This is a genomic window from Allobosea sp. NPDC055594 (assembly GCF_053618995.1).
On record NZ_JBSHIO010000011.1, the window covers coordinates 100,256 to 124,821 of the forward strand.

Sequence of the window (24,566 nt, forward strand, 5' to 3'; positions counted from 1 at the left end):
GCGCGCCTCAGCCGAAGACCCAGAGCCCGGCAAGCCCGGCCGAGCCGACCACGATCCGCCACCAGGCGAAGGGCGTGAAGCCGCGCTTCGAGACGAAATCGAGGAAGGAGCGAACGACGATCAGCGCCGAGAGGAAGGCGGTGACGAAGCCGATGCCGATCAGCAGCGTGTCGCTGGCGGTGAGATCCTTGTAGTTCTTCATCAGATCATAGGCGAAGGCGCCAGCCATGGTCGGCATGGCCAGGAAGAAGGAGAACTCGGCCGCGGCACGCTTGTCGGCGCCGAGCAGCATGGCGCCGACGATGGTCGAGCCCGAGCGCGAGACGCCCGGGATCATGGCGAGGCACTGGATCAGGCCGATCTTGAAATACATCGTCAGCGGGAAAGCCGTGGCGTCGTGGTGCTTCACCTCGAGTTCCATTTCGTCGACGACGAGCAGGACCAGCCCGCCGGCGATCAGGGTGGTGCAGACCAGGAAGGGGTTGAACAGCACGCCCTTGATGAAGCCATGGGCGAGCGCGCCGATCACCGCCGCCGGCAGGAAGGCGACGAGCACGCCGATGACGAAGCGGCGCGCCGCCGGGTCGGTGCGCAGGCGCCGGGCGATGTCGAGCAGCCGATGGAAATAGACCAGCAGGATCGCCAGGATCGCGCCGAGCTGGACCAGGATCTCGAAGGATTTACCCTTGGATTCGAAGCCGAGGAAATGGCCGAGCAGCAAGAGATGCCCGGTCGAGGAGACCGGTAGAAATTCGGTCAGCCCCTCGACGACGCCGAGAATGGCGGCCACCAACAGGTCACTCATCGGAAGGTCCTTCTCAGCCGGCAGGCGCGACGCAACCAAGCGGCGCCGCGGGCGTTAAAGCTATGGCGCAGGCTCTTTGCGAATTGGTTACCAATTGGCGAAGGAAACGCGCCGAATCCGCCGCATGCCCGATAGCCGGGTTGTTAGCCACCGCAGCCGAGCCTATACGGATTTTGCCTCCGCAAGGCCCGCGACCGCGCTTCAGGCCGCATTTCCAGCCCAATTCTCCGTTTCAAGCGACCGATGGCAACCCTTCACCATTATCCGCTCTGCCCGCATTCGCGCTTCGTCCGGCTGGTGCTGGGCGAATTCGGCCTCGACGCCGCGATGGTCGAGGAGCGGATATGGGAGCGCCGCCGCGAATTCCTCGAGCTCAATCCGGCCGGGACGACACCGGTGCTGCGCGAGGATAGCAGGCTCGTCATCCCCGGCCCCGGACCCATCGCCGAATATCTCGACGAGACGCGCGGCCTGGCCCTCGGCGAGCGCCGGCTGCTGCCGGAGGGCCCCGGCGAGCGCATCGAGGTGCGCCGGCTGCTCGACTGGTTCAACATCAAGTTCAACGAGGAAATCACCGCGCCGCTCGTGCTGGAAAAGGTGATGAAGCGCTTCATGAGCCGCGACGAAGGCGGCGGCCCGCCAGAAATGAGCGCGATCCGTGCCGCCCGCGGCAATGTCCGCTATCATCTGCGCTATATCGCCTGGCTGACGGCGAAGCGGAACTGGCTCGCGGGCCCGGTTCTGAGCTATGCCGATCTCGCCGCCGCGGCGCATCTCTCCTGCGTCGACTATCTCGGCGACGTGCCCTGGGAAGAGGACGAGGCCGCCCGCGCATGGTACGCCATGATCAAGTCCAGACCGAGCTTCCGGCCGCTGCTCAGCGACCGGATTCCGGGCATGGCGCCGTCGGCCCATTACGACGATCTGGACTTCTGAGCGGCGAGAAGCTCAAGAAAGTCGTGCTGGCCCGGGCGGAAAGCGAAGGCTTCTCTGCCGTGCGCGTCGCCTCGGTCGATTCGATCCCGCAGGCGCCGGCGCGCCTCGCCGGCTGGCTCGACGCCGGCAATCATGGCGACATGGCCTGGATGACCGAGCGCACCGCCGAACGCGCCGCGCCGGGCGTGCTCTGGCCCGAGGCCCGCTCCGTCGTGATGCTCGGCATGAGCTATGCGGGCGAAGGCGACCCGCTGGCGGTTCTGGGGCAGCGCGACCGCGGCGCGATCTCGCTCTATGCCCGAAGGCGCGACTATCACGACGTCATCAAGGGCAAGCTGAAGAGCGTCGCCGGCGTGCTGGCAGCGCGCGGCGAGGTCGACGTCAAGGTCTTCGTCGACACCGCACCGGTGATGGAGAAGCCGTTGGCACAGGCCGCCGGACTCGGCTGGCAGGGCAAGCACACCGTGCTGGTCTCGCGCACCCACGGCTCCTGGCTCTTTCTCGGGGCAATCTACACCACCGCCGAACTGCCGCCTGACGCGCCCGAGCACGACCATTGCGGCTCCTGCACGCGCTGTCTCGACATCTGCCCGACCGCCGCCTTCCCCGCCCCCTACCAGCTCGATGCGCGGCGCTGCATCGCCTATCTGACGATCGAGCATCAGGGCCATATCGGCACCGAATTCCGCGAAGGCATCGGCAACCGCATCTTCGGCTGCGACGACTGCCTCGCCGTCTGCCCCTGGAACAAGTTCGCGCAGGCGGCAAAGGAAACCCGCCTCGCGCTCAAACAGGAGCTCGAGGCCCTGCCGCTCGCCGAGCTCGCGGCGCTCGACGACGCCGCCTTCCGCAAGCTCTTCGCCGGCACGCCGATGAAGCGCACCGGCCGCGACCGCTTCATCCGCAATGTGCTGATCGCGATCGGCAACAGCGGCGAGCCGACTCTCGCTGCAAGCGCGGAAGCGCTGCTCGACGATCCCTCACCCCTGGTGCGGGCGATGGCGGCCTGGGCGCTGCTGCGGCTCGTCCCGGCGCGGGCAGCGGCACTCGCGCCGGCCAGGCTTGCCTGCGAGCCCGATGCCGACGTCAGGGCCGAATGGACGCATCCCGATCTCGGAAAGCTGGAACCCGCATGAAGCTCGTCATCCTCGGTCTCGGCTATTCCGCCGGTTTCTTCGCGCGCGCCGCGCTGGCACAGGGCTGGGAGGTCACCGGCACGGTGCGTTCGGCCGAGAAGGCCGCGAGCCTGAGTCGGGACGGCCTGCGCACGCTCGTCTTCGGCGGCTTCGCCGTGTCATCGCCGCTGGCCGCCGCGCTGGCGGAAGCCGATGCCCTGCTCGTCTCGGTCCAGCCCGACGAAGACGGTGATCCGGTGCTGCGGACGCTGGCCGACAAGCTCGCAGCCGTCCCCAATCTGCGCTGGATCGGCTATCTCTCGACGATCGGCATCTATGGCGATCATGGCGGCGCCTGGATCGACGAGACTGCCGAGGCACGTCCGACCAACCGGCGCTCGCGCCAGCGCCTCGAAATCGAGCGCGATTGGCTCGCGCTCGGCGAGCGCAGCGGTAAACCGGTGCAGATCTTCCGCCTCTCCGGCATTTACGGGCCGGGCCGCAACGCCATCACCAAATTGCGCGCCGGCACCGCCAACCGGCTGATCAAGCCCGGCCAGGTCTTCAACCGCATCCATGTCGACGACATCGCCGGCGTGCTGCTGGCCTCGCTGGGCAAGCCGCAGCCTGGTGCGGTCTACAATGTCACCGATGACGAGCCGGCGCCGCCGCAGGACGTGATCAGCTTCGCCGCCGAACTCGTCGGGCTGGCGCCACCGCCGGAAACGCCCTTCGACGCAAGCAAGCTCTCGCCGATGGCGGCGAGCTTCTACAGCGAGAACAAGCGGGTCTCGAACGCCCTGGTGAAACGCGAGCTCGGCTACGCCTTCCGCTATCCGGACTACCGGCAGGCGCTGCGCGACCTCGCCGCGAGCGGCGAATAGCGCAGGCTCAGGCGGCGTAGCGCTCGCCCTCGCCACCGAGATAGTCGAGATAGCGCTGGTCGATCGCGGTAACCGGCACGATCACCAGCACATCGGTCGTGCCGAACTGCCGGTCGATCACGGCCCCGGCGCCGAAGCGGGCGCCGAGGCGCAGATAGCCCTTCACCAGCGGCGGCAGGCTCTTCAGCGCCGCCTTGGCGTCGATCATGCCGGCCGGCAGCCGGTCCATGGCGACATGGCGCTCCGGCTTGGCGGTGACGCGCCATTCACCCTGCGCCGTGGCGTGGTGGTGCAGGAAGGAGAGCGGCAGCGCCAACAGGTCCGGCTCCGTACCGTCGAAGCTGGCGCAACCGAACATCGCATCGATGCGGTGATGGCGGACATAGGCCCAGATGCCGTGCCAGAGCAGCTCGACCGTCTTCTTGGTGCGATAGGGCTTGAGCACGCAGGAGCGGCCGAGCTCGAGGAAGCGCAGCTCGGGATGGCGCGCGATCATCGGCTCGATGTCGAATTCCGACTGGCTGTAGAAGCCGCCGAGCCGCCAGGCGGCCTGCTCGCGCATCAGCCGGTAGGTGCCGACGACCTTGGGCTTGATGCCACCGAAGCGGCCGCGCGCAGCGTGGTCGATGACCAGGAGATGGTCGCAGGAAGCATCGAACCGGTCGGCATCGCGCCGGAACATCCGCGAGACGACATCGGGCTTGGCCGACATCTCCTGATAGAAGACGCGGTAGCGCAGGCGCTGCGCCCGCCAGATCTCGCGCGGGCCACGGGCCAGACGAACCTCGAGCGAGCCGGAGCGCCCGAGCGTTCCGGACAGCGCGTCGGGCCCCGGATAGGCGAAGACGCCGCGCGGCCCGGCGCCGACCATCAGCCCGAAGGGCGAGAAGCGCGGGCGCTGCGACAAGGCTCCCAGCTTCTGCTTTGCCGGCTGTCTGAGACCTAGGAGAACGTCGAACGCCATTTGCGGTCTTATCCCTGTGAGGCCTCGGCCAGGCGCATGACACCACTGCGCCGAACGTCTTACGGGATCGCGACAGAACTACGACAGAGATATGACCAAGAGATAGCCGATCGGCCGCGCGATGGCGAGCCCCTTCAGGCATGGCGATCCGCGGCGGACAGCCTCAGGCGGAGCGCGCGGCGGTCTTTGCCGCGCCGGCAAGCCTTTCCACCCAGACCCGCAAGGCATCGCGCGAAAGCGGCTTAGCCAGGCAATCATCCATCCCGCCTGCGAGCGCCGCGCGCCGATCCTCCTGCGAGGTGTTCGCGGTCACGGCCAGAAGCGGCAGACGCGCGGCACCACGCGCCTGCTCTTCCGCTCGAATGCGCCGCGCCACGGCGATGCCGTCGAGCTCCGGCATGCGGATATCCAGCAAGGCGAGGGCAAAGGCGGGCCGCTGCCCGGCCAGCGCCGCCTCGACCAGGCGAACCGCCTCGCCGCCATCGCGCGCCCAGACCGGCACGCAACCGAGGCGCTCCAGCGTCCGCGTCGCCAGCAGGGCATTGATCTCGTTGTCCTCGGCCACCAGCACGTGCAGGCCGGCCCCGACCGCCGGCGGCGGCGCAGCACTCTCCACCTCGGCGGAAACGGCCGGGTGCCTGTCTCCCTCAAAGCGTTGCTGCAGCGAGCGCCCGCGCACCGGCTTGACCAGGAAGCCGGTGAAGCCGGCTGCGAAGGGAGAGCCATAGCCGCGCCGCTCGGCCGGCGAGAGCATGATGACGATCTCGGAGACACCGGCCTGCCGGGCCGCCGCCGCCAGACCTTCGACATCGCCACCCGGCAGCGCCCGGTCGACGAGCAGCGCCGTCAGCGAACCCGCCTCCCGCAGGCAGGCGAGCGCCGCCTGCCGATCGGCGGCCAGCAACACCTCGGCGCCGCGGCGCCGTGCCTGCTCGGCGAGATGGCCGGCACTGAAAGGCGTGCCGCTGGCGATCAGCAGGCGCTTGCCCGACCAGTCGAGTCCCGGGTCGGCAGCCGCCGCTCCGGCAGCGGCCCGAAGCGGCAGGCGAAGCCGGAAGATGGCGCCCTGCCCTGCCGGGCTTTCGACGGAGATCGTCCCGCCCATCGCCAGCGCGAGTCGACGTGCGATCGCAAGGCCGAGACCGGTCCCGCCGGAAGTCGACATGTTCGGGGTCTCGACCTGCTCGAACTCCTCGAAAATGCTCTCCAGGCGCTCGGCCGGGATGCCCGGCCCGGTATCGGCGACCGCGACGAGGATCGCCTCGCCGTCACGCTCCGCCCGGATGCCGACGCCGCCCCGTTCGGTGAACTTCACGGCATTGCCGATCAGATTCAGCAGGATCTGGCGCAGGCGCTCGGCATCGCCGCGGATGAGCGCCGGCAGGTCGGCGGCGAGCAGCGCCGAGACCTCGATGCCCTTGGCCTGGGCGCGCGGCGCCATCAGTTCGGTGACGTCCTCGACCAGCAGGGCAAGATCGAAGGGTTCGTCGACGAGTTCGAGCTTGCCGGCCTCGACCTTGGCGAAGTCGAGGATGCCGTCGACCAGGCCGAGCAGCGCCTCGCCCGAGGTCCGCAGGGCGCGCACATAGGTCGCCTGCTCCGGGTCGAGCCTTGTGTCGCCAAGGAGATCGGCCATGCCGAGAATGCCGTTGAGCGGCGTACGGAACTCATGGCTGACGGTTGCGAGGAAGCGCGATTTGGCGGCGCTGGCTTCCTCCGCCCGGCTGCGCGCCTCCTCCAGCGCGCGCTCGCCCGCCATGCGGGCGCTGATGTCACGACCGACCCGCTGCAGCACGGCCTGACCGACCACGACAGGCACGACCGTCTCGACCCAGGCGATCCAGCGCTCGCCGTCGGCGGTCTCGATGCATTCGTCGAAGACGCGGGCGCCGTCGGCCAGCGCCTGAACCGGCCGCGTGACCCGGACCTGCGGCATGCGCAGGCTGCCGACGACCTGCCCTTCGGCAAGACCGAGCAAGGCCGCATAGGCGCCGTTGGCATAGACGATCCGCCCCTCGCTGCGGCGGACAATGAGATCACCCTGCGCCTCGATCAGACTGCGGTAGCGCTCCTCGCTGTCGGCGAGTTCCCAGAGCCGGTCGTTCAGGCGCTCGACATCGCCGGCGATCGAAGTCGCCTGCCGCAGGACGCGGCCGCGCTCGCGCAGCAGCCAGAACGTCGCCAGGCCGCAAAGCGCGGCGAGCAGCGAGGTCGCGATCGCAATGAGGACAGGCGGGGAAGGCCAGAGCTCCATGGTCCTGTCATAGCACGCCGAGATTGAGGAAAGGTTCGCAGCACTGCGGCCATGGCGTCGTGATTTGAATGATCTTGTTAACCTCCCGGCATGGATCTGCGGGCCTCCTCCGGCAGGAACGCCCCGAACCTACGCCGCCTGCGCTGCCTGATCGATGCGCGAGCGATAGGATAGCGCCTCGGCGAGATGGATGCGCCCGAGCTGCTCCTCGCCGTCGAGATCGGCGAGCGTGCGTGCCACCTTGAGCACGCGATGATAGCCGCGCGCGGTCAGCCGCATCGCCTCGGCCGCATTGCGCAACAGGGCAAGCCCGGCTGCATCCGGGCGGGCGACCTCGTCGAGCGCCGATGAGGGGCAGCCGGCATTGGTCGTGACGCCGGCGAGACCAAGCCGCTCGAAACGCGCGACCTGCCGCGCTCGCGCCTGCGCGACCCGCCGCGCCACCTCGACAGAACCTTCCGCCGCCGCTGGCAGGATCAGATCGGAGGCGGTGACCGGCGGCACGTCGATGGTGATGTCGATCCGATCGAGCATCGGGCCGGAGATGCCGGCCTGGTATTGCGCCATGCAGCGCTCGTTCGGCTGGCGCCGGCAGGCATAGCCGGGCTCCGTCGCCCTGCCGCAGCGACAGGGATTCATCGCCGCGACCAGCTGGAAGCGCGCCGGGTAGACGGCCCGGTGATTGGCCCGCGAGATCAGCACCTCGCCGGTCTCCATGGGCTGGCGCAGCGCGTCGAGCGCCTGCGGCTGGAACTCCGGCAATTCGTCGAGAAAGAGCACGCCATGATGGGCGAGCGAAACTTCACCCGGCGTCGCCTTGATGCCGCCGCCGACCAGCGCCGCCATCGAGGCCGAATGATGCGGCGCCCGAAACGGCCGCCGGTCGGTCAGCGCCCCGTCGGCCAGCTGTCCGGCGACGGAGAGCACCATCGAGAGCTCAAGCAGTTCGCGCGGGTTGAGCGGCGGCAGGATCGAGGGCAGTCGGCTCGCCAGCATCGACTTGCCGGCTCCGGGTGGGCCGTTCATCAGCAGATTGTGCCCGCCGGCAGCGGCGATCTCGAGCACGCGCTTGGCGCTTTCCTGGCCCTTGATCTCGGCGAGATCCGGCAGCGGACCGCTCTGACGCGCGACGGAAGGCTGTGGCCGCGCCATCACCTGCGTGCCCTTGAAATGATTGGCGAGCTGGATCAGCGAGCGCGGCGCGAGGATGTCGAGATCCTGCGCCGCCCAGGCCGCCTCCGCCCCCGAGGCTGCCGGACAGATCAGGCCCTGGCCGCGGGCATCGGCGGCGATCGCCGCCGGCAGCACGCCCGCGACCGGGCTGATCGAGCCATCGAGGGCGAGCTCGCCGAGTACCGTGTAGCCGGCGAGCGCGTCGGCCGGGATGGCGCCGATCGCCGCCATGACGCCGAGCGCGATCGGCAGATCGTAATGGCTGCCTTCCTTGGGCAGGTCGGCCGGAGCGAGATTCACCGTGATGCGCTTGGCCGGCAGCGCAAGGCCGGAGGCGATCAGGGCGGCGCGAACGCGCTCCTTGCTCTCGCCCACCGCCTTGTCGGGCAGGCCGACCAGGATGAAGGCGACGCCGCCAGGCGTGACCTGGACCTGAACGTCGACGGCGCGCGCCTCGATGCCCTCGAACGCCACCGTCGCGACCCGCGTCACCATTTCGCGCCACCCCAGTTCCCGCACCGTGAAGCTAGTGGAATCGCGTCAAGGTTGCAAGAACATACCGGGAACTATCAAGCTGGAGCGACCGCCGCCCTGCGCGCCAGCAGCTGCCGCAGCAGCACTGGCGCGGCGATGGCGAGACCGGCGCCGACGCTCATCGGCGTCGCCAGGATCATCGGCAAGGCGGCGAGCGCGAGGAGCCAGCGCTCCCATATCGCCAATGGCGCCAGAAGCCAGCCGGCGAAGGCGGCCGAAAGCAGCGTGATGCTGGCGAAGCAGGAGGCGGTCGAGCCGATCAGCTCCGTCCAGGTGAAGCCCGGCGCCATGATCAGCATGGAGGGCGAGAACACGAAGACGAAGGGCACCAGCACCTTGCCGAGCGCCAACCGGAAGGCGGTATTGCCGGTCTTGAACGGATCGGCGCCGGCCATGCTCGCGCCGGCATAGGCGGCGATCGCGACCGGCGGCGTCACATCGGCGAGCACCCCGTAATAGAACACGAAGAAATGCGCCACGAGCGGGTTGACGCCGAGCATGCCGAGCGCCGGCGCCGCCACCGTCACCATGATGATGTAGTTCGCCGTGGTCGGCACGCCGCAGCCGAGCAGGATGCAGACCACGCCGGTCAGCAGCAGCGTGAAGAACAGAGTCGCGCTCTTTATGTCGAAGGGCAGGAACGGCACCAAGCCGAGCAAGCCATTGGCCCATTGATCGGCCAGCGAGGTGACGATCCAGGAGATCTTGAAGCCGACGCCGGTCAGCGTGACCACGCCAACGATGATGCCGACGGTCGCCGCCGCCGCGCCGACGCCGATGGCGTATTTGGCACCGAGCACGAAGGCGTCGACCATGTCGTTGACGCGTCTGCGGCCTTCTTCCGAGCGCAGCAGCACGCCATGGAACATGACGGCGAAGGCAGCCAGGGTCAGGCCAAGATTGACGCCGGGCACGCGCAGGAACTCGGTCGGCGCCGCCACGCCGATCGCCAGGGCGAAGACGAGCGCGGCACCGGCGCGGTAATGCGCGAGGCCGACCAGCATGCAGCCGGTGATGCCCCAGAAGGCGGCGAGATAGGGGGTGTAGCCGGTGAAGAGCACGACGATCAGGCCGAAGAGCGGCGCCAGCGTCGGCCAGTCGCGGGCGAAGACCTCCCGCAGATTCGGCGCCTCGGCATCGGTCATGCCGCGCATGCCATTGCGCTTGGCCTCGAAATGCACCTGCATCAGCACGCCGAAGAAGTGCATGCAGGCGGGAATGATCGCCGCGATGACGATCGTCGCATAGGGCAGGTTGAGGAACTCGACCATCAGGAAGGCGGCCGCGCCCATGATCGGCGGGGTGATCTGCCCACCCGTCGCCGCAGTCGATTCGACCGCGGCCGCGAAGTGCCGCTGATAGCCGAGCCGGATCATCATCGGGATGGTCAGCGAGCCGACCGTGACGGTGTTGGCGACCGAGGAGCCCGAGATCATGCCGAACAGGGCCGAGCCGAAGATCGAGACCTTGGCCGGCCCGCCGGCGAAACGCCCTGCCACCGCCGCCGCGACGCCGAGGAAGAGCCGGCCGAGCCCAACCCGCGTCGCCAGCACGCCGAACAGCACGAAATGGAAGACATAGGTCGCGACGACGCCGAGCGCGACGCCATAGACGCCCTGGCTGGTCAAATAGAGATGGTTGACGAGGTTCGACCAGGTCGCGCCCGGATGCAGGAAGATGCCCGGGAACCAAGTCCCGAAGATCGCATAGACGATGGCGAAGAGCGCGATCAGCGGCAGGCCCCAGCCGATCGCCCGGCGCGTCGCTTCGATCATCAGGATGATGGTGATCGAACCCATGACGACGTCGAGCGTCGAGGGATTGCCGACCCGGAACACCAGGTCCTCGAAGACATAGGGCACATAGAGGCTGGCGAAGGCGACCGCGACGGCAAAGAGCCAGTCATAAATCGGCACGCCGCCGGGACGCAGCATGGTCGAAGGGTGAACCGTGCCGGCGTCGCTCTTGCGCCCGGAGAAGACGAGGAAGATCAGGCCGAGCACGAAAGCGAGATGGATGCCGCGATGCGTCGTCTCGCGCATCAGACCGAAGCCCGCCGTGTAGTAGTGGAAGGCCGAGAGCGCGAGCAGCAACGCGCCGATCAGCAGCGCGGTGCCGTGAGGCACCTTGCGGAACTGCATTTCGGGATCGAGCTCTTCCTCGAGCTTGGCGAGTTCGGCAGCGGAGGGCTGGGTCGTCATCTCTCGTCCTCGGCGTCGCGTCCGGCGGCGGAGCCTGCCAGGTCGGTCTGGAAAAAGCCTCGCCGCCGCAGCGCGGCGAAAGCGCCTCCGGGACCGCCCGGCAGGCAAAAGCGCCTGCCGCTCGATCCCGGAGCATCCTTCGGCCGCGCGCGATGGCGGCGTTGCTGGTCTGGCTAGGCGCGCTTACTTCAGCAGCCCGGCTTCCTTGTAGAACTTCTCGGCACCCGGATGCAGCGGCACGCCCTGCAGGCCGGAAAGCGCAGTCGCCTTCTGGATCGCCTTGCCCTTGGCGTGGCCGGCGTCGAGCGCGGCGCGGGTCTTGTCGCTCCAGAGCGCCTTGGTCACGGCGTAGACCGTGTCGGGCGAGATCTTGGCCGAGGTCATCCAGTGGGCGCCGACCGCGACGGTCTTGACCGCGCCGACATCCTTGTAGGTGCCGGCCGGAATCTCGTCCGCGGCGAAGAAGGGCGATTCCTTGGCGAGCTTCTCGGCGGGAGCGCCGGTGATCGGCAGGATGTCGATGCCCGAGCCGGTCGAGGCCAGCTCGGAGATCGCCGCGGCCGGGTAGCCGCCGGTGAAGAAGAACGCGTCGACCGAGCCGTCCTTCATCTTCTCGGCCGCCTGGTTGGGCTTGAGATATTCGGCCGTGATGTCCTTCTCTGTGACCCCGAAGGCGGCGAGGATCGCCTTGGCGTTGAGCAGCGTGCCGGAGCCCGGCTCGTCGAGCGAGACCTTCTTGCCCTTGAGGTCGGCGACACCCTTCACATTCGCCGCCTTGCGCACGACGAGATGGACGCTCTCCGGATAGAGATTGGCGATCGAACGCAGATCTGCGACCTTCGGCTTGCCCTCATAGACACCGGTACCGGAATAGGCCCAGAAGGCGACGTCGGCCTGGACGAAGCCGGATTCGGCCGCGCCACCGACGATGGCGTTGACGTTGGCGACCGAGCCATTGCTCGCGACCGCCGTCGAGACCAGCTGCGGCGGCGCCGAGATCGCGTTCGCGATCAGCCCGCCGATCGGGTAATAGGTGCCGGCCGTGCCGCCCGTGCCGATGCGGAAGAAGGCCGGCGCCTGCGCCAGCGCGACACCGGCGGCCAGCGCGATCGCGCCGAGGCCGAGGCCGATCCCACCGAGGCGCTTCTTAAGCTTCGAGTTCATAGCAAATCTCCGGTTCAAGCCGCCGACCCTCGGAGAGTTTGCGCCGGGGATCAAGAGGCCCTGAACCGAATTATGTTCGAATTGCGGCACCTCCCGACAGGCCGACATGGTGGGGACCGACGAAAAGCGCCTGATCGAACGGGCCGGATCCCGATTTGCGGGCTGGTCGCAGAGCGCGGACCGCCTTGTTTTTGCTGCACCTTTTTGCTGCACCGTATTCCCGGCCGAGGCCAGGCACTGCCGGCAACTCAACGCCAGGCAGGCGCAGGCTCCGCGGTGAAAGCGGCCGGCTGCCGGTGGCGAAACACCCAGTCCGATCTGCGAACGATCACCCGGCAGACCCGCGAGGCGCCGGCGTCGCCCTCACCTTCGTGTGACGATCCCGATCAGCGGCTTGGGCTCGCTGCCGAGCCAGAGCAGCAGGAAGCCGAGCGCGAGCCCGGCGAGAGCGGTCGGCACGAGCAGGACATGCACCAAGACAGGATCCCAGAGCAGCGGATGCAGATTGCGTTCGATTCCCGGCTGCAGCTGGCGGAAACGATCCCCCAGCAGGGCCGCCATGGTTTCGCCAAGCGCGGTGAAGCGCAGCGCGGAATTGGCGATCGAGCGTGCGCCGTCGGTCAGCAGCACAATGAAGCCGCCCGCGACCAGAAGATAGCCGAGAACCCTGACCAGAAAGCGCAAGCCATCCCCCAAATCCCGCCGGCAGCGCCAGCGCAGGCCGGTTTTCGGCCCCGCTGCGCGCGCCTGCTCCGCCACCGCCCGCCGATGCGCTCGATGTGCGCCCGCACCCGCGTCATTGCAACGCCAAACGCGATTTTGCCGCAACCCGCATAATCGTCAGTTTCGGCACTTGAAAGAAGTGGGCCCGGAGGTCATAAGCAGCGCGCCGGACAGGTGGCCGAGTGGTTGAAGGCGCACGCCTGGAAAGTGTGTATACGGGAAACCGTATCGCGGGTTCGAATCCCGCCCTGTCCGCCATTTCATTATTTAATCCCTTGTTTTGCAAGGGTTTTTTCTTTGCCTACGCGCGCGGCATGCGAATTGACCCACAAACTTGATCTCCGTTCGCAGGTCTGATTCTTTTTGCTCCGAACTCGCGTTCGACGGGGCAGGCGATTCGGCCAGCGCGCTCTGCGGCTGCCTTTAGTGCGCGAGCAGGCGAATTGAAGTAGACGCTGATTTATGCGCCCGTTGAGGCTAATTTATAATGCAATAATTGACTTGGTGTAATTCCTGCACAAATCAGGCAGATTGCGCGGCCCGTTACTGCAATTATATAAGTATTGACATTTTTTTAATACTGATATATTATTATTTTGCGCCATCTAGAATTGCGCAACATTCTTCCCTTGGAGATTTTCATGCTTGGGCGTCAAGCTAAGACGCTGTCGGCTGCTATGTTGGGCAGGGCGATGGCGCGGGCGCGCTTGTCGGCTTGGCCAGAGCGTGACCAGACGATTGTATTGTTGTCGGTCTATGCTGGCCTGCGGGCAGGCGAGATCGCCAAGCTGCGCTGGGGCATGGTGCTGCGTGCCGATGGCCGCATCGGCGATCTGATCTGCCTCGAGGCGGCGATCAGCAAATATGCCGGCGGCCGCCGGATTCCGCTCCATCGCGACCTGCGGCTGGCGTTGGTCGGGCTTCGGCGGTCGCTGCCGGCTGGAGGCGGCGCGCCCGATCAGCCGGTGATCCGGTCGTTTCGCGGCGCAGCGATGCGGGCAAACAGCATCGTCAACTGGTTCACCGCGTTCTATCGCGAGGTCGGCCTGGAAGGCTGCTCGTCACATTCAGGACGACGGACCTTCGTCACCACGGCGGCTCGCAAGGCACATAAGGCCGGAGCCTCGCTGCGCGATGTACAATTGCTTGCCGGCCATCGCTCGATCGAGACGACCCAGCGCTACATCGACGGCGACAGTGACGCGCAGCGCAAGCTGATTAGCCTGCTGTAGGTGGGGCGCTAAGCCGGCGGTCTCGACCGCGGATCGCGCAGCAGCTCTTCCGGCGCCACGCCGAGCGCCTTTGCGATCCAATAGAGATTGTCGATCGAGATCGCGTGCAGCTCGCGTTCGAGCTTGCTGACATTGGTCCGATGGAGTGCGGCCCGGTCCGCCAGCTCCTCCTGGCTGATTTCGCGCAGCTGCCGCAGTCGCCGGACATTTTCGGCGACGACCTTTCGCAGTGGGCTTTCACGCGTTCTCTTCACACACGCAAGACGCCGTCTTGACGCGTTTTTGACTACAGCGTTTATGGTTCAAAAATGGAGATCCAGCATGACAGAGACGCCTTCGCCAGCGCCCGCTTTGCAACCCAGCAAGATGCCTTGGTATCGACGATTCTGGATAGCGCTCGCCCTATGGGTAATTGCGCTCCTGCTGCTTGGCGTCGAGTTCTGGCTCGGCGCCGGGCTCTGTGTCCTGTTCCTTGTTTTGATCTGGAGTGGCCCGATCGGCGCTATCGGCCAAGGCACGATGACAAACAGCCGCAAGGCCTTCATCACCGTGTTCGGCCTCATCCTGCTCGGCTGGAACGGGCTGCATCAACTCGAAGGAAGGACAGCCCGTCCAGAGCTCGCCGAAGATGGTTTTCCAGTCTGCGATAGCAGCTTCATGAAGCGCGCCGTACGCGAGGCCCTCAACAACAGTCCAGCCGCCCGGCGTGGCGGGTTCGAGGCTATCGAGGTGCTCGATGGCACATCTTATGCCGAGATGCCCGTCTATCGTCAGCTGACCGATGAGTTCTCCAAGCTGGTGCTCCAGGGCAAGTGCCAGCACACAGTTCTGACCAACCAGGGCCAGCTCGGCTACACGTCGAGCTTTCAATGGCTCGACAAGGATGCCGGCCGCTATTTCATCGAGGTCCAGTGACCTGGTCTGGTATGGCGGCGCAGTCCGTCTAGCCTCTGCCGCGATCTATGCTTTCTGACGCCCCGGTCCCAGTCCGCGGCGCTTTCTTCCGACAATTGGAGCCTAGCCGACATGATCAATGATCATGAACGCGGCCGCATGTCTGCGGCTCGCGACGTTGCGCCATTGCATATTGTCACGGTCTGCGTTCGCGGCCGCGACACCTATCCGATGCCGCGTATGAGCAAGCGCATCCTGCTGCTCGATCGCCTGATCGAGGCATTGGCGCAGCAATCGACCTGGCCTGAGGTCGATGCCATCCTCCTGCCCGGCGGGTTCTTTCGCCTGGCTGCTCCGATCGGACGCCATTCGCCGGCCGATCGCCGGGCGATGCTGATGACGCAAGATGCCGGATTGGGCGGAGCTGCGGCATCGCGGCTTCTCGATCGCCGATGGCCAGGTGTCACCCTCATCGTCGGCATCGACAGCGAGCCGATCGACACAAGTTTGGCCGGAGATCAGCTGGTTGCCGCTTGGCAGCATGGCGAGCTCGTGGGCCTCGCCCGAAAGGCCTTCCCCGTCGCCAGCGAGACCAGGGGCGAGGATCCGGTGTTCTGGGCTAACTTGGACGATGCCGATGAGCCCGGCCGCATCGTCACCTTGCGACACGGTCAGCGTGCCCTCCTGTTGGCATGCTATGATGCCTTTGCCGTTCGCGCGCTCCACGGTTCGCGCTTTGCCGCGCTGTCGGCGCTGCGGCTGGTCAGTGACGCCAAGGGGCGCATTCGGCCCCTGCGGCAAGCCGAGCGACAGGAGCACCTGCGTCGCTGGCTCGCCATGCTCCAGGTGAGCCCTCCCGATCTCGGCCTGATCGCCATTCATGAGTTCGACCGTCCTGGGCGCGACGGCTATTGGCAGCGCCATGGCATCGCGGGCGCCAGCGCCGCGCTGGATGGCGCTCCGATCCTGGCTGCTGCGCATTTTCGTCGCAACCTGCCGGCCTCATTCGCCAGCAGCTCGCTGGCAGCCCGGCAGGTGCCCCTGCTGCATCTCGAGCAAGGCCAGCGCCGCCTGGCGCACCGGCTCATCCCTCACGACGGCTTTGTGCTGCCCGGCGGCAACGCCAAGTCAAGTCTCCTCGTTCGCCTCTTCATTCTCGATGCACAAAGGAACATTTCATGAACAATCGAATCGAAGCCGCTGACGAAAAGATCACGGCCATCATCCGGCGCCTCAACGACGAATTGCGCCAGACGTTCGTCGGCGGCGCCATCAGGGTCACGCCCAGCGTGATCGCGCTCGGCAGCAAAGCTCAAAAGGCCATCGTGGGCAAGGTGCGCGGGTTCGGCGCCTTCGACGAAAGAAACGACCCTTTTGGCGAACACGACTTCGGTGCATTCGACCTCGATGGCGAAAAAGTGTTCTTCAAGATCGATTACTACAATCGCGAGATGACCGCGGGATCGGAAAATCCAGCCGATCAAACCGTTACCACACGCGTGCTGACAATTATGTTAGCAGAAGATTATTGAATCAGAGTGATCCACCCCCGTTGAATTGGTTCAGCCTGAAGCATGATGATGTGGAACGGCTCCGCTTTGCGGCAGCGCTGATCGGGATTTATGTTCCGGAGTGATGGTTATCGCCGAGGGGATTTTCCATGTCGCAGATTCAGGTTGTTGGCCTCGACTTGGTGAAGCAGGTTTTTCAGGTCCACGCGATCGCCGCAGACGGCTCGGTCGTCGTGAAGCGGCAGTTGCGTCGATCGCAAGTCCTGACGTTTTTCTCGAAGTTCGAGCCCTGTCTCGTCGGTATGGAGGCGTGTGGCAGGGCACATTTCTGGGCCCGCGAGATCGCTGCGTTTGGGCTCCGCGTGCGGCTGATGCCGCCAGCTTACGTCAAGCCGTATGTCAAGCGTGGCAAGACCGACTCTGGCGATGCGGAGGCGATCTGCGAAGTTGTCTGTAGGCCAAGCATGCGCTTCGTTCCGGTGAAGACGGCAGCACAACAGTCGGAGGCCATGGTTCTCAAAATCCGGAATCTGATCGTCCGCCAGCGCAACCAGACCATCAACGCGTTGCGAGCGCATCTGTCCGAGTTTGGCATTGTCGCCGGAGTGGGGATCAGTAGGGGCGCGGATCTGATCACGGTCGTGCGCGATCCGGACGACACACTTTGCCGGGTGAAGCACGGGCTGTGTTGGCTGGCCTGATCTCGGCCTTCTCGGATGCGGGATATCTCATGTGTCGTCTTCCCCATCCGCCAGCATGCTTTTTTTGAGCAGGCGGTTTCCAGGGTCAGATCGGCCACGGCCTCCTTCAGCGCCTGTGCCTCAACGCAGCTCCTTGACCTCGTCGGGGGTTGCCGCGCGCGCCGTGTCGCCCGCGAGGCGCCGCTTGCCGGCTTCCAGGAACTCCTTCGACCAGCCGTAATACATCGAGGAGGCGATGCCTTCGCGCCGGCATAGCTCGGCGATGCTCTCCTCGCCACGCACGCCTTCCAGAACGATGCGGATCTTCTCTTCGGCCGAAAATTGCCGGCGGGTCGCTCGCCGGATGTCCTTCACGACCTGCTCTGCCGGTGCTTTCTCCGGCCCGGAGTTCTGTCTCATCTGCGCTCCATAATGGCTGCGATGATCCAGAAATCCTCCCTTCCCGAAAACCCCTAATCTGCATCAAGGGCCCTGACGGCGGCGGACACGCCCGGCCGCAGCGGGGCGCCAAGCAAAAGCGGCGCTCCGGCTTCGACCGGAGCGCCGCCATGTTGCGTCGCGGAAAGCCTTGCCGGACAGGCTCAGAGCTCGGCGCGCGGATCGTGCCTGGCGAGGCGGGCGAGCAGGTAATCGACCTCGGCCTTGGCCGCGGCGGACAGGGCGGAACCCGGCTTGCGCTGCGCGTCATGGGCGAGGATGCCGCGCTTCATCATGGTGTATTTGCGCACGGCAAGGCCGACGCCCTGCTGCTGCTCGTAGCGCATCAGCGGCAGATGCGCGTCGAAGATGTCATGCGCCTCGTCGCGCTTGCCGGCCTTGCTCAGCCTGACGACGTCGATCAGCAGCTCCGGGAAGGCATAGCCGGTATTGGCACCGTCGACACCGCGCTCCATCTCGAAATCGAGAAAGATGCCGCCATTGCCGGTGACGATCGAGACATGGCGCAGGCTGCCCTCGGCCTCGAACTTGCGCAGGGCCGAGATCTTCTCAAGCCCCGGCCAATCCTCGTGCTTCAGCATCACGCAGGAGGGGTTGTCCTGGATGATCTTGCGGATGACGGCGGGCGTCATCACCACCGAGAGCGTCAGCGGATAGTCCTGGATGACGAAGGGGATGTCGGTGCCGATCGCCTCGACGGCCTGGGCGTAATAGCCGGTGATCTGGTCATCGGTGCGCAGGCTCGGCGGCGGCGCGATCATCACGCCACCGGCGCCGAGGTCCATGACCTGGCGGGCGAGCGAGCGCATCGCGGCGAAGCCCGGAGCCGAAACGCCGACGATGATCGGCTTGCCGCACATCTTGGCGACGGCACGCTTGACGAGGCCGACCGATTCCTCCGGCTCGAGCTTGGGCGCCTCGCCCATGATGCCGAGCACGGTGACGCCGTCCGAGCCGATATCGGCATAGAACTCGAAGAGCTTGTCGGCCGAGTTCCAGTCGACAGTGCCGTCGGGCATGAACGGGGTCGGGGCGATCGGGAAGACGCCGCCGGCTTCAGTGGTCAAAGTCATGGCCTGCCTTTCAAATGCCGGCGACCAGATCGCTCGGCTAAGCTGCGCACTACCGGTGGCCGGCAATGGTGATGCCGGCGGCCTCAAGCGTTGCGCGCAATGTCCTTGCCGCAGCGACGGCATTCGGGTTGTCGCCATGCAGACAGATCGAATCGATCGCGACGGGGAGCTTCTTGCCGGTAACGGAGATGACAGCGCCGGACTCCAGCATGCGCATCACATGCTGCGTGGCGGATGCCGGATCATGAATGACAGCGTCTGGCTTCGAGCGATCCGTCAGGTTGAAGTTGTCATCGTAGGTCCGGTCAGCGTAGATCTCGCGGAAATAGGAGAGCCCCAAACGTTCGGCCGCCCTCTCGGTCGGCATGCCGGGCATGACCAGGAACAAGGCTGAAGGGGTAGCTGCCTTGATCCCGCGCCCGACGGCGAGAGCGAGGCTCTCATCCTCGTTGCACATGTTGCCGAGGGCGCCGTGCGTCTTCACATGTGTCATGCGATGCCCGCCGAGTTCTGCGACCGCGGCGAATGCGCCGACCTGATAGGCGATCAGGTTTTCCAGCTCGCGCGTCGTCAGCCCTGGCATGCGTCGGCGGCCGAAATTCGCTAGGTCAGCGAAACCCGGATGGGCGCCGACGGCAACGCTCTTGCCTAGTGCAAGCTCGACCGTCGCGCGCATGACCTGGGGGTCACCGGCATGAAAGCCACAGGCGACGTTCGCCGTCGTCACGATGTCGAACATGGCGGCGTCGTCGCCCATCGTCCAAGGGCCGAAGCTTTCGCCGACATCCGCATTGAGATCGATCTTCATCATGATCCGCTCCTGAGGATCGGCCCGAGCACCTCGTCGTGATAGGCCAGAGCTTAATTGTCCTGAAGAGATGGTCCCGGTCAGGAGCCGTCGCCGGTGACGATATCTATGATGGTCGGCCGTGATGCGCCAAGCGCGGCCGCCAGAGCCGGCCCGAGAGCTGAAATCTCCGCGATGCGGCTATAGCCGGCATTGTAGCCCCGAGCGAGCGCGGCAAAATCCGGAGGCTGGATCTCGACCCCCAGACGTGGAATGGCGCGAAGATCCATGTCATCGGCGATCTGGCCCAGCCCGCCATTGTTCCAGACGATCAGTGGCAAGTTGAGACCCAGATCCGACGCGGTCGCCAGCTCCGACAAGGTGAAGCCGACGCCATAGTCCCCCGCGAGCGCCACGACGGGCCTGTCGGGTAAGGCCAGCTTGACGCCGATCGCCGCCGGCAGACCGTAGCCGAGGGTGCCGAAGCCCACCGGGTGAAGCCAGCTGCTAGGCCTGCCGGAGGGGTAGTAGCCATTGCCGGTATAGGCGAGCTGGGTCATATCGGTCGCAACGACCGTGTCTTCGGGCAACTCCCGATACAGCACGTCCAGTATGGCGGTATGCTGTGGATGGCTCCGACGCAGCTCCGCCCGTCGCGCCTCTCGAAGGGCGGCGCAATCAGCGCGCCAGCAGGGGCGGGCGGGCGCGTCGCCCAGAGCCTGTTCGATCTGATCGAGTGCCGTGCGCGCATCCGCGAGCATGGCGATTCTCACGGGATAGTCGCGGCCGAGCACCTCGGCGTCGAGGTCGATCCGGATCATCGCCGCCTCGATCGGCATGAAATCCATGAAGTGATCCGGGCTCGAGAGTTCGGAGCCGACCACGACGACCAGATCGGCCTCGTCGAGAACGCGCCGGGTCGGCGCGTGATTCAGGCCGGCGCCGAGGCTGTAGCCGGCGGTTTCCGGCACGACGCCCTTGCCGGCGATCGTCGTCATCACGACCGCGCCGAGGCGTTGCGCCAGGCGATCCAGAACATCGCTGGCCCCGACTGCGCCACCTCCGGCGACGAAGACGATCCGCTCGGAAGCCTTCAGGATCGCCGCCGAGCCGGTGATAGCTTCCGGCGCCGCCGCCGGCGGCCACAGGCTTGCCGAGTCCCGCGAGGCGCCGTCGGCCGGGCATGGCTCTGCGGCGATATCGAGTGGGATCTCGATATAGGCCGGGCGCGGACGGCCGACGGCCTGGCGTGCGGTCATCGCATGAACCAGCGCACGTGCCTGCGACGGATGGCTGATGCGGCGAGCCTGGTCCCGGAGCATGCCGGTCAGAGTCGCGAGCTGGTCGGGCATGTCATGCAGCCGACCCCGGCCCAGACCGAGATCGGCCCTGCCGACCACCGTCGCGAGCACAAGCATGGGAATGCTGTCGGAATAGGCCTGACCGATGGCCGTGGCAGCGTTCAGCAATCCCGGGCCCGAGATCAGCACGCAAAGCGCGGTACGGCCGCTGGCGCGGGCATAGCCGTCGGCCATGAAGGCCGCGCCCTGTTCGTGCCGCGGCGTGACGTGGCGCATGCCGCTGTTCGCCAACGCCCGGTAGAGTTCGAGCGTATGGACGCCGGGGATGCCGAAGACCGTGTCGACGCCCTTACCGGCGATCGCGTCGATCACCGCCTGCGCACAAGACAATTCCATCGCTCAATTCCTGCCAGATGCCGACCTGTGGCGCGCACGCCCCCGCGAGCCAAGGCGTGCCAGGGAGATCACACGGATCACGCTCCTACTGCCCCGCCATCGGTCGACATGTAGTCGTAGATCGTGAGCAGGTGCGTCTTGACCACCGACATCCATTCTTCGATGTCGACATGCTCGTCCGGCATGGCGACATTGGTTGCCGTCGTCCCGTAGCTGTAGGCGGGGATGCCGGCATAGCGCCAAAGCCGCGCATCGGTTCCGGCGAGGCTGGTGATCGGCAGGACGTCGCGCCCGGCAACGGCCTTTGCGTTCTGCTGGACGTAGCGGACGATCTCATGGTCCGGGCTGGACCAGGCCGGGATGGCCGTGTCCATCACGACCTCCATGGTGACCTCGGGATAGTTCTTCAGGATATGGCCGATCAGCTCGTAGACAGGCTCCTTCGTCATGCCGAAGGGCAACCGGATATCGGCGTCGAACCGGCATTGCCCGGGAAGCATGTTCACCATCGAACCGCCCTCGAACATGCCGATGTTGAGGGTGAACTTGCGCATCACTTCGGCAGCGCCGGGCAGATGGACACGGTCAATCTCCGCACTGCCGGCGTCGAGTGCTGCGGCGACCTGCGGCGGCAAGTCGACGGACAGGTCTCCGATCTGCTCGAGCTCCGCGATGAGCCGGGCGGCGATCTTGGTCGCGCTCTCGCTCTTGTGGGTATAGGCGGCATGAGCGCCTGGCGTCTTCACCGTGAAGGTCAACCACATCGGGGCCTTCTCACCGATGCGCACGGTCGTTGGGGCGCCGGGTTCCGTATTGAAGCAGCAATCACCGTGAATCTCGGGACAATGGTCCATGAGATAGCGAGCGCCCCAGGGACCGAAGGTTTCCTCGTCCGAGACGGCCGTCAGGGTGAGGCGCCCCTTCAAGCGGTCGCGCAACTTGTGGAGATAGGCATAGGCGAACAGGATCGAAGCGGTACCCTGCTTCATGTCGCAGGAGCCGACGCCCCAGATCTTGCCGTCGCTGACCTCGCCGCCCCATGGATCATGCGTCCAGCCGTCGGAGCGCGGCAGGGGGAACACGTCGATATGCCCGTTGAGAACGAGGTGGCGCCCCGGAGCACCGGCATCGAATGCCGCGATGACGTTCGGCATCTCCGCATGCGGCGAGACGATCCTGTAGTCGAGTCCGCGCGCCTCCAGGAAGCGCGTGACGCAGGCCGCCGCGTCCCGGGTATCTCCCGGCGGGTTGGGACTCTTGGCGCGGACGAATTCGCTGAGGAACGCGATCATCATGTCGCGATCGCGGTCCACCTGCGCGATCAGCTCGGCCTTGACGATGTCTTCCATGATCTCACCCTCTCGCCAGCAGGCCATACGCGGACAAGGCGTGGACCTTCACGACATTCACCCACTCCTCGATCAGCGTGTGCTCATCCGCCATCGCGACGTTGGTCGCGGTCGTCCCGTAAGTGAATGAAGGAACTCCGGCCGCCCGCCAGTGCCGGGCATCGGTCGCGCCCAAACTCGTGACGACGGCGACATCGCCGCCGATGATGCGCTCGCAGCCCGTCTTCATGGCTTCGAGCAGCGGATGGTCCGGATCGGACCAGCTGGCCTCATCGCTGGCGAGTAGCGACATCTCGACTTCGGGAAAGCGCGCGGCGATCTCGGCAGCCTTGGCCTGTGCCTGAGCGATCGATCCGCCGATCGGAATGCGGATGTCGACGTCGCAATCGCAGGCGGCCGGGAGCATGTTCATCTTCACGCCACCCTTCACAACGCCCACGTTCACGGTGTACTCGCCGAGCACCCTCGCGGCGCCGGCACCGTGGACCCGGTCGAATTCCGGAGACGCGTGCGTCAGCATGCGGCGAATATTGTCACTGGTCGCAGCCGGCAGCTCGGTGATCTCTTCGAGGCCAGCGATCAGGCCGGCCGCGAGCTTGTTCGCGCTCTTACTCTTATGAGTATAGGCGCCGTGGCACCCCAGCGTGCGAACGCCGAAACGGAGCTTGAGCGATCCCTTTTCGCCGAAGCGGATCGTCGTGGGCGCGCCGGGCTCGGCGTTGAGCAGGCAATCGCCAACGACGTCGCAATGGTCAATCAGGTATTTCGCGCCCCAGCGCCCGCCGGTTTCCTCATCGGAAACCGCGGTGAAGGTGAGCCGCCCGTTCAACTGATCCTTCAGCCGCGCAAGGTAGCCAAAGGCAATGGTGATGGCGGCGGTGCCGGCCTTCATGTCGCTGGCTCCGCGCCCGTAGATCCGGCCGTCGGCGATGTCGCCGCCGAACGGCGCCCTGCTCCAGTCCTCGGGATCGTCGCAGGGATAGGTGTCAAGATGGCCGTTCAGCACGAGGTGCCTGCCGCCGCTACCCGCCGTGAAGGAAGAGACGATGTTGGGCGCGCTCTTGAGCGGTTCCACGGCCTGATATTCGAGTCCCTGCGCCTTGAGATAGCGCGAGATCACGCCTGCGGCCTCGACGGTGTCGCCGGGTGGGTTTGGGCTGCGGGCCCTGATCAGGTCCCGCAGGAAGTTCACCAGCTGGTCGCGATCCCGGTCGATCCAGGACGTGAGTGTTTCTGCGCTCATGAGAGTGCTTTCGACTAACCCAAAATGATGTTTTCTGGAGCGTTCCCGGGAACGCTGGCGTGCACGGCCCGCGATCAGAACTCGCTGCGGATCGGTTCCTTGGGATGCGGGCTGTAGCCGATGATGTCGCTCGTCATCTTCTGGTAGGTACCATCCGCAAGCATGTCCGACAGTGCCTTGTTCAGCGCCTTGGCGAGGTTCGGCTTGTCCTTGCGGATGGCAAAACCTTTCTGCACATGGCTGAGATAGCCTTCGGTCGCCTTGATCGGCAGCGCCGACTTCTGGATGCCCCAGGCACCAACGATCGCGTCGGTGATCATGCCGTCGATGTTGCCGTTGACTAGATCGCGCAGGGCGTCGACCTCGACCTTGTAGTACTTCGTTTCCTTGGCGTTCAGCTTCTCCGCCAGCTTGGCCCATGTCGAGCTCGCCAGCACGCCGATGACGCCGTTGAACTCTTCGGGCTTTGAGATCTTCGCATCTTTCGACACGAGCAGGCGCCCGCCGGATTCGAGCCAGCCATCCAGGAATCGGACCTGCTTCTGGCGCTCTGCGGTGATGTCCAGGACGTTGCAGAGCACATCGTATTGATTGCTCATCAACCCGACGAGAGCAGAGTCGAACTTGACGACGACCGGCGCGTATTCGAGGCTGACGCGGCGCGCCATCTCCTTCATCACGCGGACTTCAAGCCCGTCGAACTCGCCCTTCTCATTGGTGAACGAAAAGGGCGGGTAGCCGCCATCGGCGCCACAGCTCAGCTTACCAGGCTGCAGAAGCTCGAGCTGGCCCTGTGTTTGAGAAGCCGCGGGAAGGATCATCGCCATCAGAGCAATGGCGCAGCCGAATACTTGTTTCCTGATCATGCGTGACTCCCCATTTTTGTAC

The 24,566-nt window shown here is 65.9% G+C and carries 21 protein-coding genes, 1 tRNA gene and 2 pseudogenes; 9 read left to right on the forward strand and 15 right to left on the reverse strand.

Features of this window, described 5'->3' with window-relative positions:
- Positions 1–7 precede the first annotated feature (7 nt).
- Positions 8–805 carry an undecaprenyl-diphosphate phosphatase gene (locus ACWGRX_RS20550; RefSeq protein ID WP_452119042.1) on the reverse strand — a complete coding sequence of 266 codons (798 nt, stop codon included), beginning with the start codon at positions 803–805 and terminating at the stop codon, positions 8–10.
- 243 nt (positions 806–1,048) lie between these two features.
- Between ACWGRX_RS20550 and ACWGRX_RS20555 the strand changes: the two genes are divergently transcribed.
- The 3 genes from ACWGRX_RS20555 to ACWGRX_RS20565 are packed head-to-tail and all read left to right on the forward strand — an operon-like array spanning position 1,049 to position 3,740.
- Complete coding sequence (locus ACWGRX_RS20555) at positions 1,049–1,741, forward strand: glutathione S-transferase family protein (RefSeq protein WP_452119043.1); 693 nt, start codon at positions 1,049–1,051, stop codon at positions 1,739–1,741.
- A complete protein-coding gene (gene queG / locus ACWGRX_RS20560) occupies positions 1,639–2,877 on the forward strand; it encodes a tRNA epoxyqueuosine(34) reductase QueG (RefSeq protein ID WP_452119044.1) in 1,239 nt (412 codons plus the stop codon). Before ACWGRX_RS20555 ends, queG begins: the two co-directional genes overlap by 103 nt.
- Positions 2,874–3,740 carry an SDR family oxidoreductase gene (locus ACWGRX_RS20565; protein WP_452119045.1) on the forward strand — a complete coding sequence of 289 codons (867 nt, stop codon included), beginning with the start codon at positions 2,874–2,876 and terminating at the stop codon, positions 3,738–3,740. The genes queG and ACWGRX_RS20565 overlap by 4 nt, the downstream gene beginning before the upstream one ends.
- Positions 3,741–3,747: 7 nt before the next feature.
- Here the strand turns inward: ACWGRX_RS20565 and olsB are convergent, their stop codons facing one another.
- The 6 genes from olsB to ACWGRX_RS20595 all read right to left on the reverse strand — a co-directional run bounded on the left by olsB (position 3,748) and on the right by ACWGRX_RS20595 (position 12,858).
- Positions 3,748–4,611, reverse strand: a complete 864-nt coding sequence (gene olsB, locus ACWGRX_RS20570; RefSeq protein ID WP_452119080.1) for a l-ornithine N(alpha)-acyltransferase — start codon at positions 4,609–4,611, stop codon at positions 3,748–3,750.
- Positions 4,612–4,867: 256 nt separating this feature from the next.
- Entirely contained in the window at positions 4,868–6,958 is a 2,091-nt protein-coding gene (locus tag ACWGRX_RS20575; RefSeq protein WP_452119046.1) for an ATP-binding protein, read from the reverse strand.
- A gap of 129 nt (positions 6,959–7,087) precedes the next feature.
- Entirely contained in the window at positions 7,088–8,626 is a 1,539-nt protein-coding gene (locus ACWGRX_RS20580; protein ID WP_452119047.1) for a YifB family Mg chelatase-like AAA ATPase, read from the reverse strand.
- Positions 8,627–8,700: 74 nt separating this feature from the next.
- Positions 8,701–10,866 (reverse strand): TRAP transporter permease, encoded by a 2,166-nt coding sequence (locus ACWGRX_RS20585; protein ID WP_452119048.1) that lies wholly within the window; start codon positions 10,864–10,866, stop codon positions 8,701–8,703.
- 183 nt (positions 10,867–11,049) lie between these two features.
- The gene (locus tag ACWGRX_RS20590; protein ID WP_291638951.1) at positions 11,050–12,030 is read right to left on the reverse strand and encodes a TAXI family TRAP transporter solute-binding subunit; all 981 of its coding nucleotides are present in this window, start codon (positions 12,028–12,030) and stop codon (positions 11,050–11,052) included.
- Between the two features lie 363 nt (positions 12,031–12,393).
- Positions 12,394–12,858 carry a hypothetical protein gene (locus tag ACWGRX_RS20595; protein ID WP_452119049.1) on the reverse strand — a complete coding sequence of 155 codons (465 nt, stop codon included), beginning with the start codon at positions 12,856–12,858 and terminating at the stop codon, positions 12,394–12,396.
- Positions 12,859–12,921: 63 nt separating this feature from the next.
- On the opposite strand from ACWGRX_RS20595, the gene ACWGRX_RS20600 reads away from it, so the two are divergent.
- Positions 12,922–13,011: transfer RNA gene (locus tag ACWGRX_RS20600), tRNA-Ser, on the forward strand.
- 434 nt (positions 13,012–13,445) lie between these two features.
- Complete coding sequence (locus tag ACWGRX_RS20605; RefSeq protein ID WP_452119050.1) at positions 13,446–13,985, forward strand: tyrosine-type recombinase/integrase; 540 nt, start codon at positions 13,446–13,448, stop codon at positions 13,983–13,985.
- 8 nt (positions 13,986–13,993) lie between these two features.
- Here the strand turns inward: ACWGRX_RS20605 and ACWGRX_RS20610 are convergent, their stop codons facing one another.
- Positions 13,994–14,239: a helix-turn-helix domain-containing protein gene (locus ACWGRX_RS20610; protein ID WP_452119051.1), complete on the reverse strand. Its 246-nt coding sequence runs from the start codon at positions 14,237–14,239 to the stop codon at positions 13,994–13,996.
- 67 nt (positions 14,240–14,306) lie between these two features.
- Between ACWGRX_RS20610 and ACWGRX_RS20615 the strand changes: the two genes are divergently transcribed.
- The 4 genes and pseudogenes from ACWGRX_RS20615 to ACWGRX_RS20630 form a co-directional block, all read left to right on the forward strand.
- Positions 14,307–14,900 (forward strand): hypothetical protein, encoded by a 594-nt coding sequence (locus ACWGRX_RS20615; RefSeq protein ID WP_452119052.1) that lies wholly within the window; start codon positions 14,307–14,309, stop codon positions 14,898–14,900.
- Between the two features lie 111 nt (positions 14,901–15,011).
- The gene (locus ACWGRX_RS20620; protein ID WP_452119053.1) at positions 15,012–16,061 is read left to right on the forward strand and encodes a hypothetical protein; all 1,050 of its coding nucleotides are present in this window, start codon (positions 15,012–15,014) and stop codon (positions 16,059–16,061) included.
- Entirely contained in the window at positions 16,058–16,411 is a 354-nt protein-coding gene (locus ACWGRX_RS20625; RefSeq protein WP_452119054.1) for a DUF3768 domain-containing protein, read from the forward strand. Before ACWGRX_RS20620 ends, ACWGRX_RS20625 begins: the two co-directional genes overlap by 4 nt.
- A 128-nt stretch (positions 16,412–16,539) precedes the next feature.
- A pseudogene (locus ACWGRX_RS20630) lies at positions 16,540–17,004 on the forward strand (IS110 family RNA-guided transposase); the annotation flags it as partial.
- 85 nt (positions 17,005–17,089) lie between these two features.
- Here ACWGRX_RS20630 and ACWGRX_RS20635 read toward each other — a convergent pair.
- From ACWGRX_RS20635 to ACWGRX_RS20665, 7 genes and pseudogenes are all read right to left on the reverse strand, one after another.
- A pseudogene (locus ACWGRX_RS20635) lies at positions 17,090–17,490 on the reverse strand (transposase); the annotation flags it as partial.
- A 182-nt stretch (positions 17,491–17,672) separates the two neighbouring features.
- Positions 17,673–18,602 carry a dihydrodipicolinate synthase family protein gene (locus ACWGRX_RS20640; RefSeq protein WP_452119055.1) on the reverse strand — a complete coding sequence of 310 codons (930 nt, stop codon included), beginning with the start codon at positions 18,600–18,602 and terminating at the stop codon, positions 17,673–17,675.
- 49 nt (positions 18,603–18,651) lie between these two features.
- Positions 18,652–19,410, reverse strand: coding sequence for a LamB/YcsF family protein (locus ACWGRX_RS20645; protein WP_452119081.1), 759 nt, complete (start codon positions 19,408–19,410; stop codon positions 18,652–18,654).
- 80 nt (positions 19,411–19,490) lie between these two features.
- Complete coding sequence (locus ACWGRX_RS20650) at positions 19,491–21,086, reverse strand: 5-guanidino-2-oxopentanoate decarboxylase (protein ID WP_452119056.1); 1,596 nt, start codon at positions 21,084–21,086, stop codon at positions 19,491–19,493.
- Between the two features lie 77 nt (positions 21,087–21,163).
- Positions 21,164–22,435 carry a M20/M25/M40 family metallo-hydrolase gene (locus ACWGRX_RS20655; protein ID WP_452119057.1) on the reverse strand — a complete coding sequence of 424 codons (1,272 nt, stop codon included), beginning with the start codon at positions 22,433–22,435 and terminating at the stop codon, positions 21,164–21,166.
- Between the two features lie 4 nt (positions 22,436–22,439).
- Positions 22,440–23,678, reverse strand: a complete 1,239-nt coding sequence (locus ACWGRX_RS20660; protein WP_452119058.1) for a M20/M25/M40 family metallo-hydrolase — start codon at positions 23,676–23,678, stop codon at positions 22,440–22,442.
- A gap of 74 nt (positions 23,679–23,752) precedes the next feature.
- On the reverse strand, positions 23,753–24,544 hold the full coding sequence (locus ACWGRX_RS20665; RefSeq protein WP_452119059.1) for a transporter substrate-binding domain-containing protein: 792 nt from the start codon (positions 24,542–24,544) through the stop codon (positions 23,753–23,755).
- Positions 24,545–24,566 lie beyond the last annotated feature (22 nt).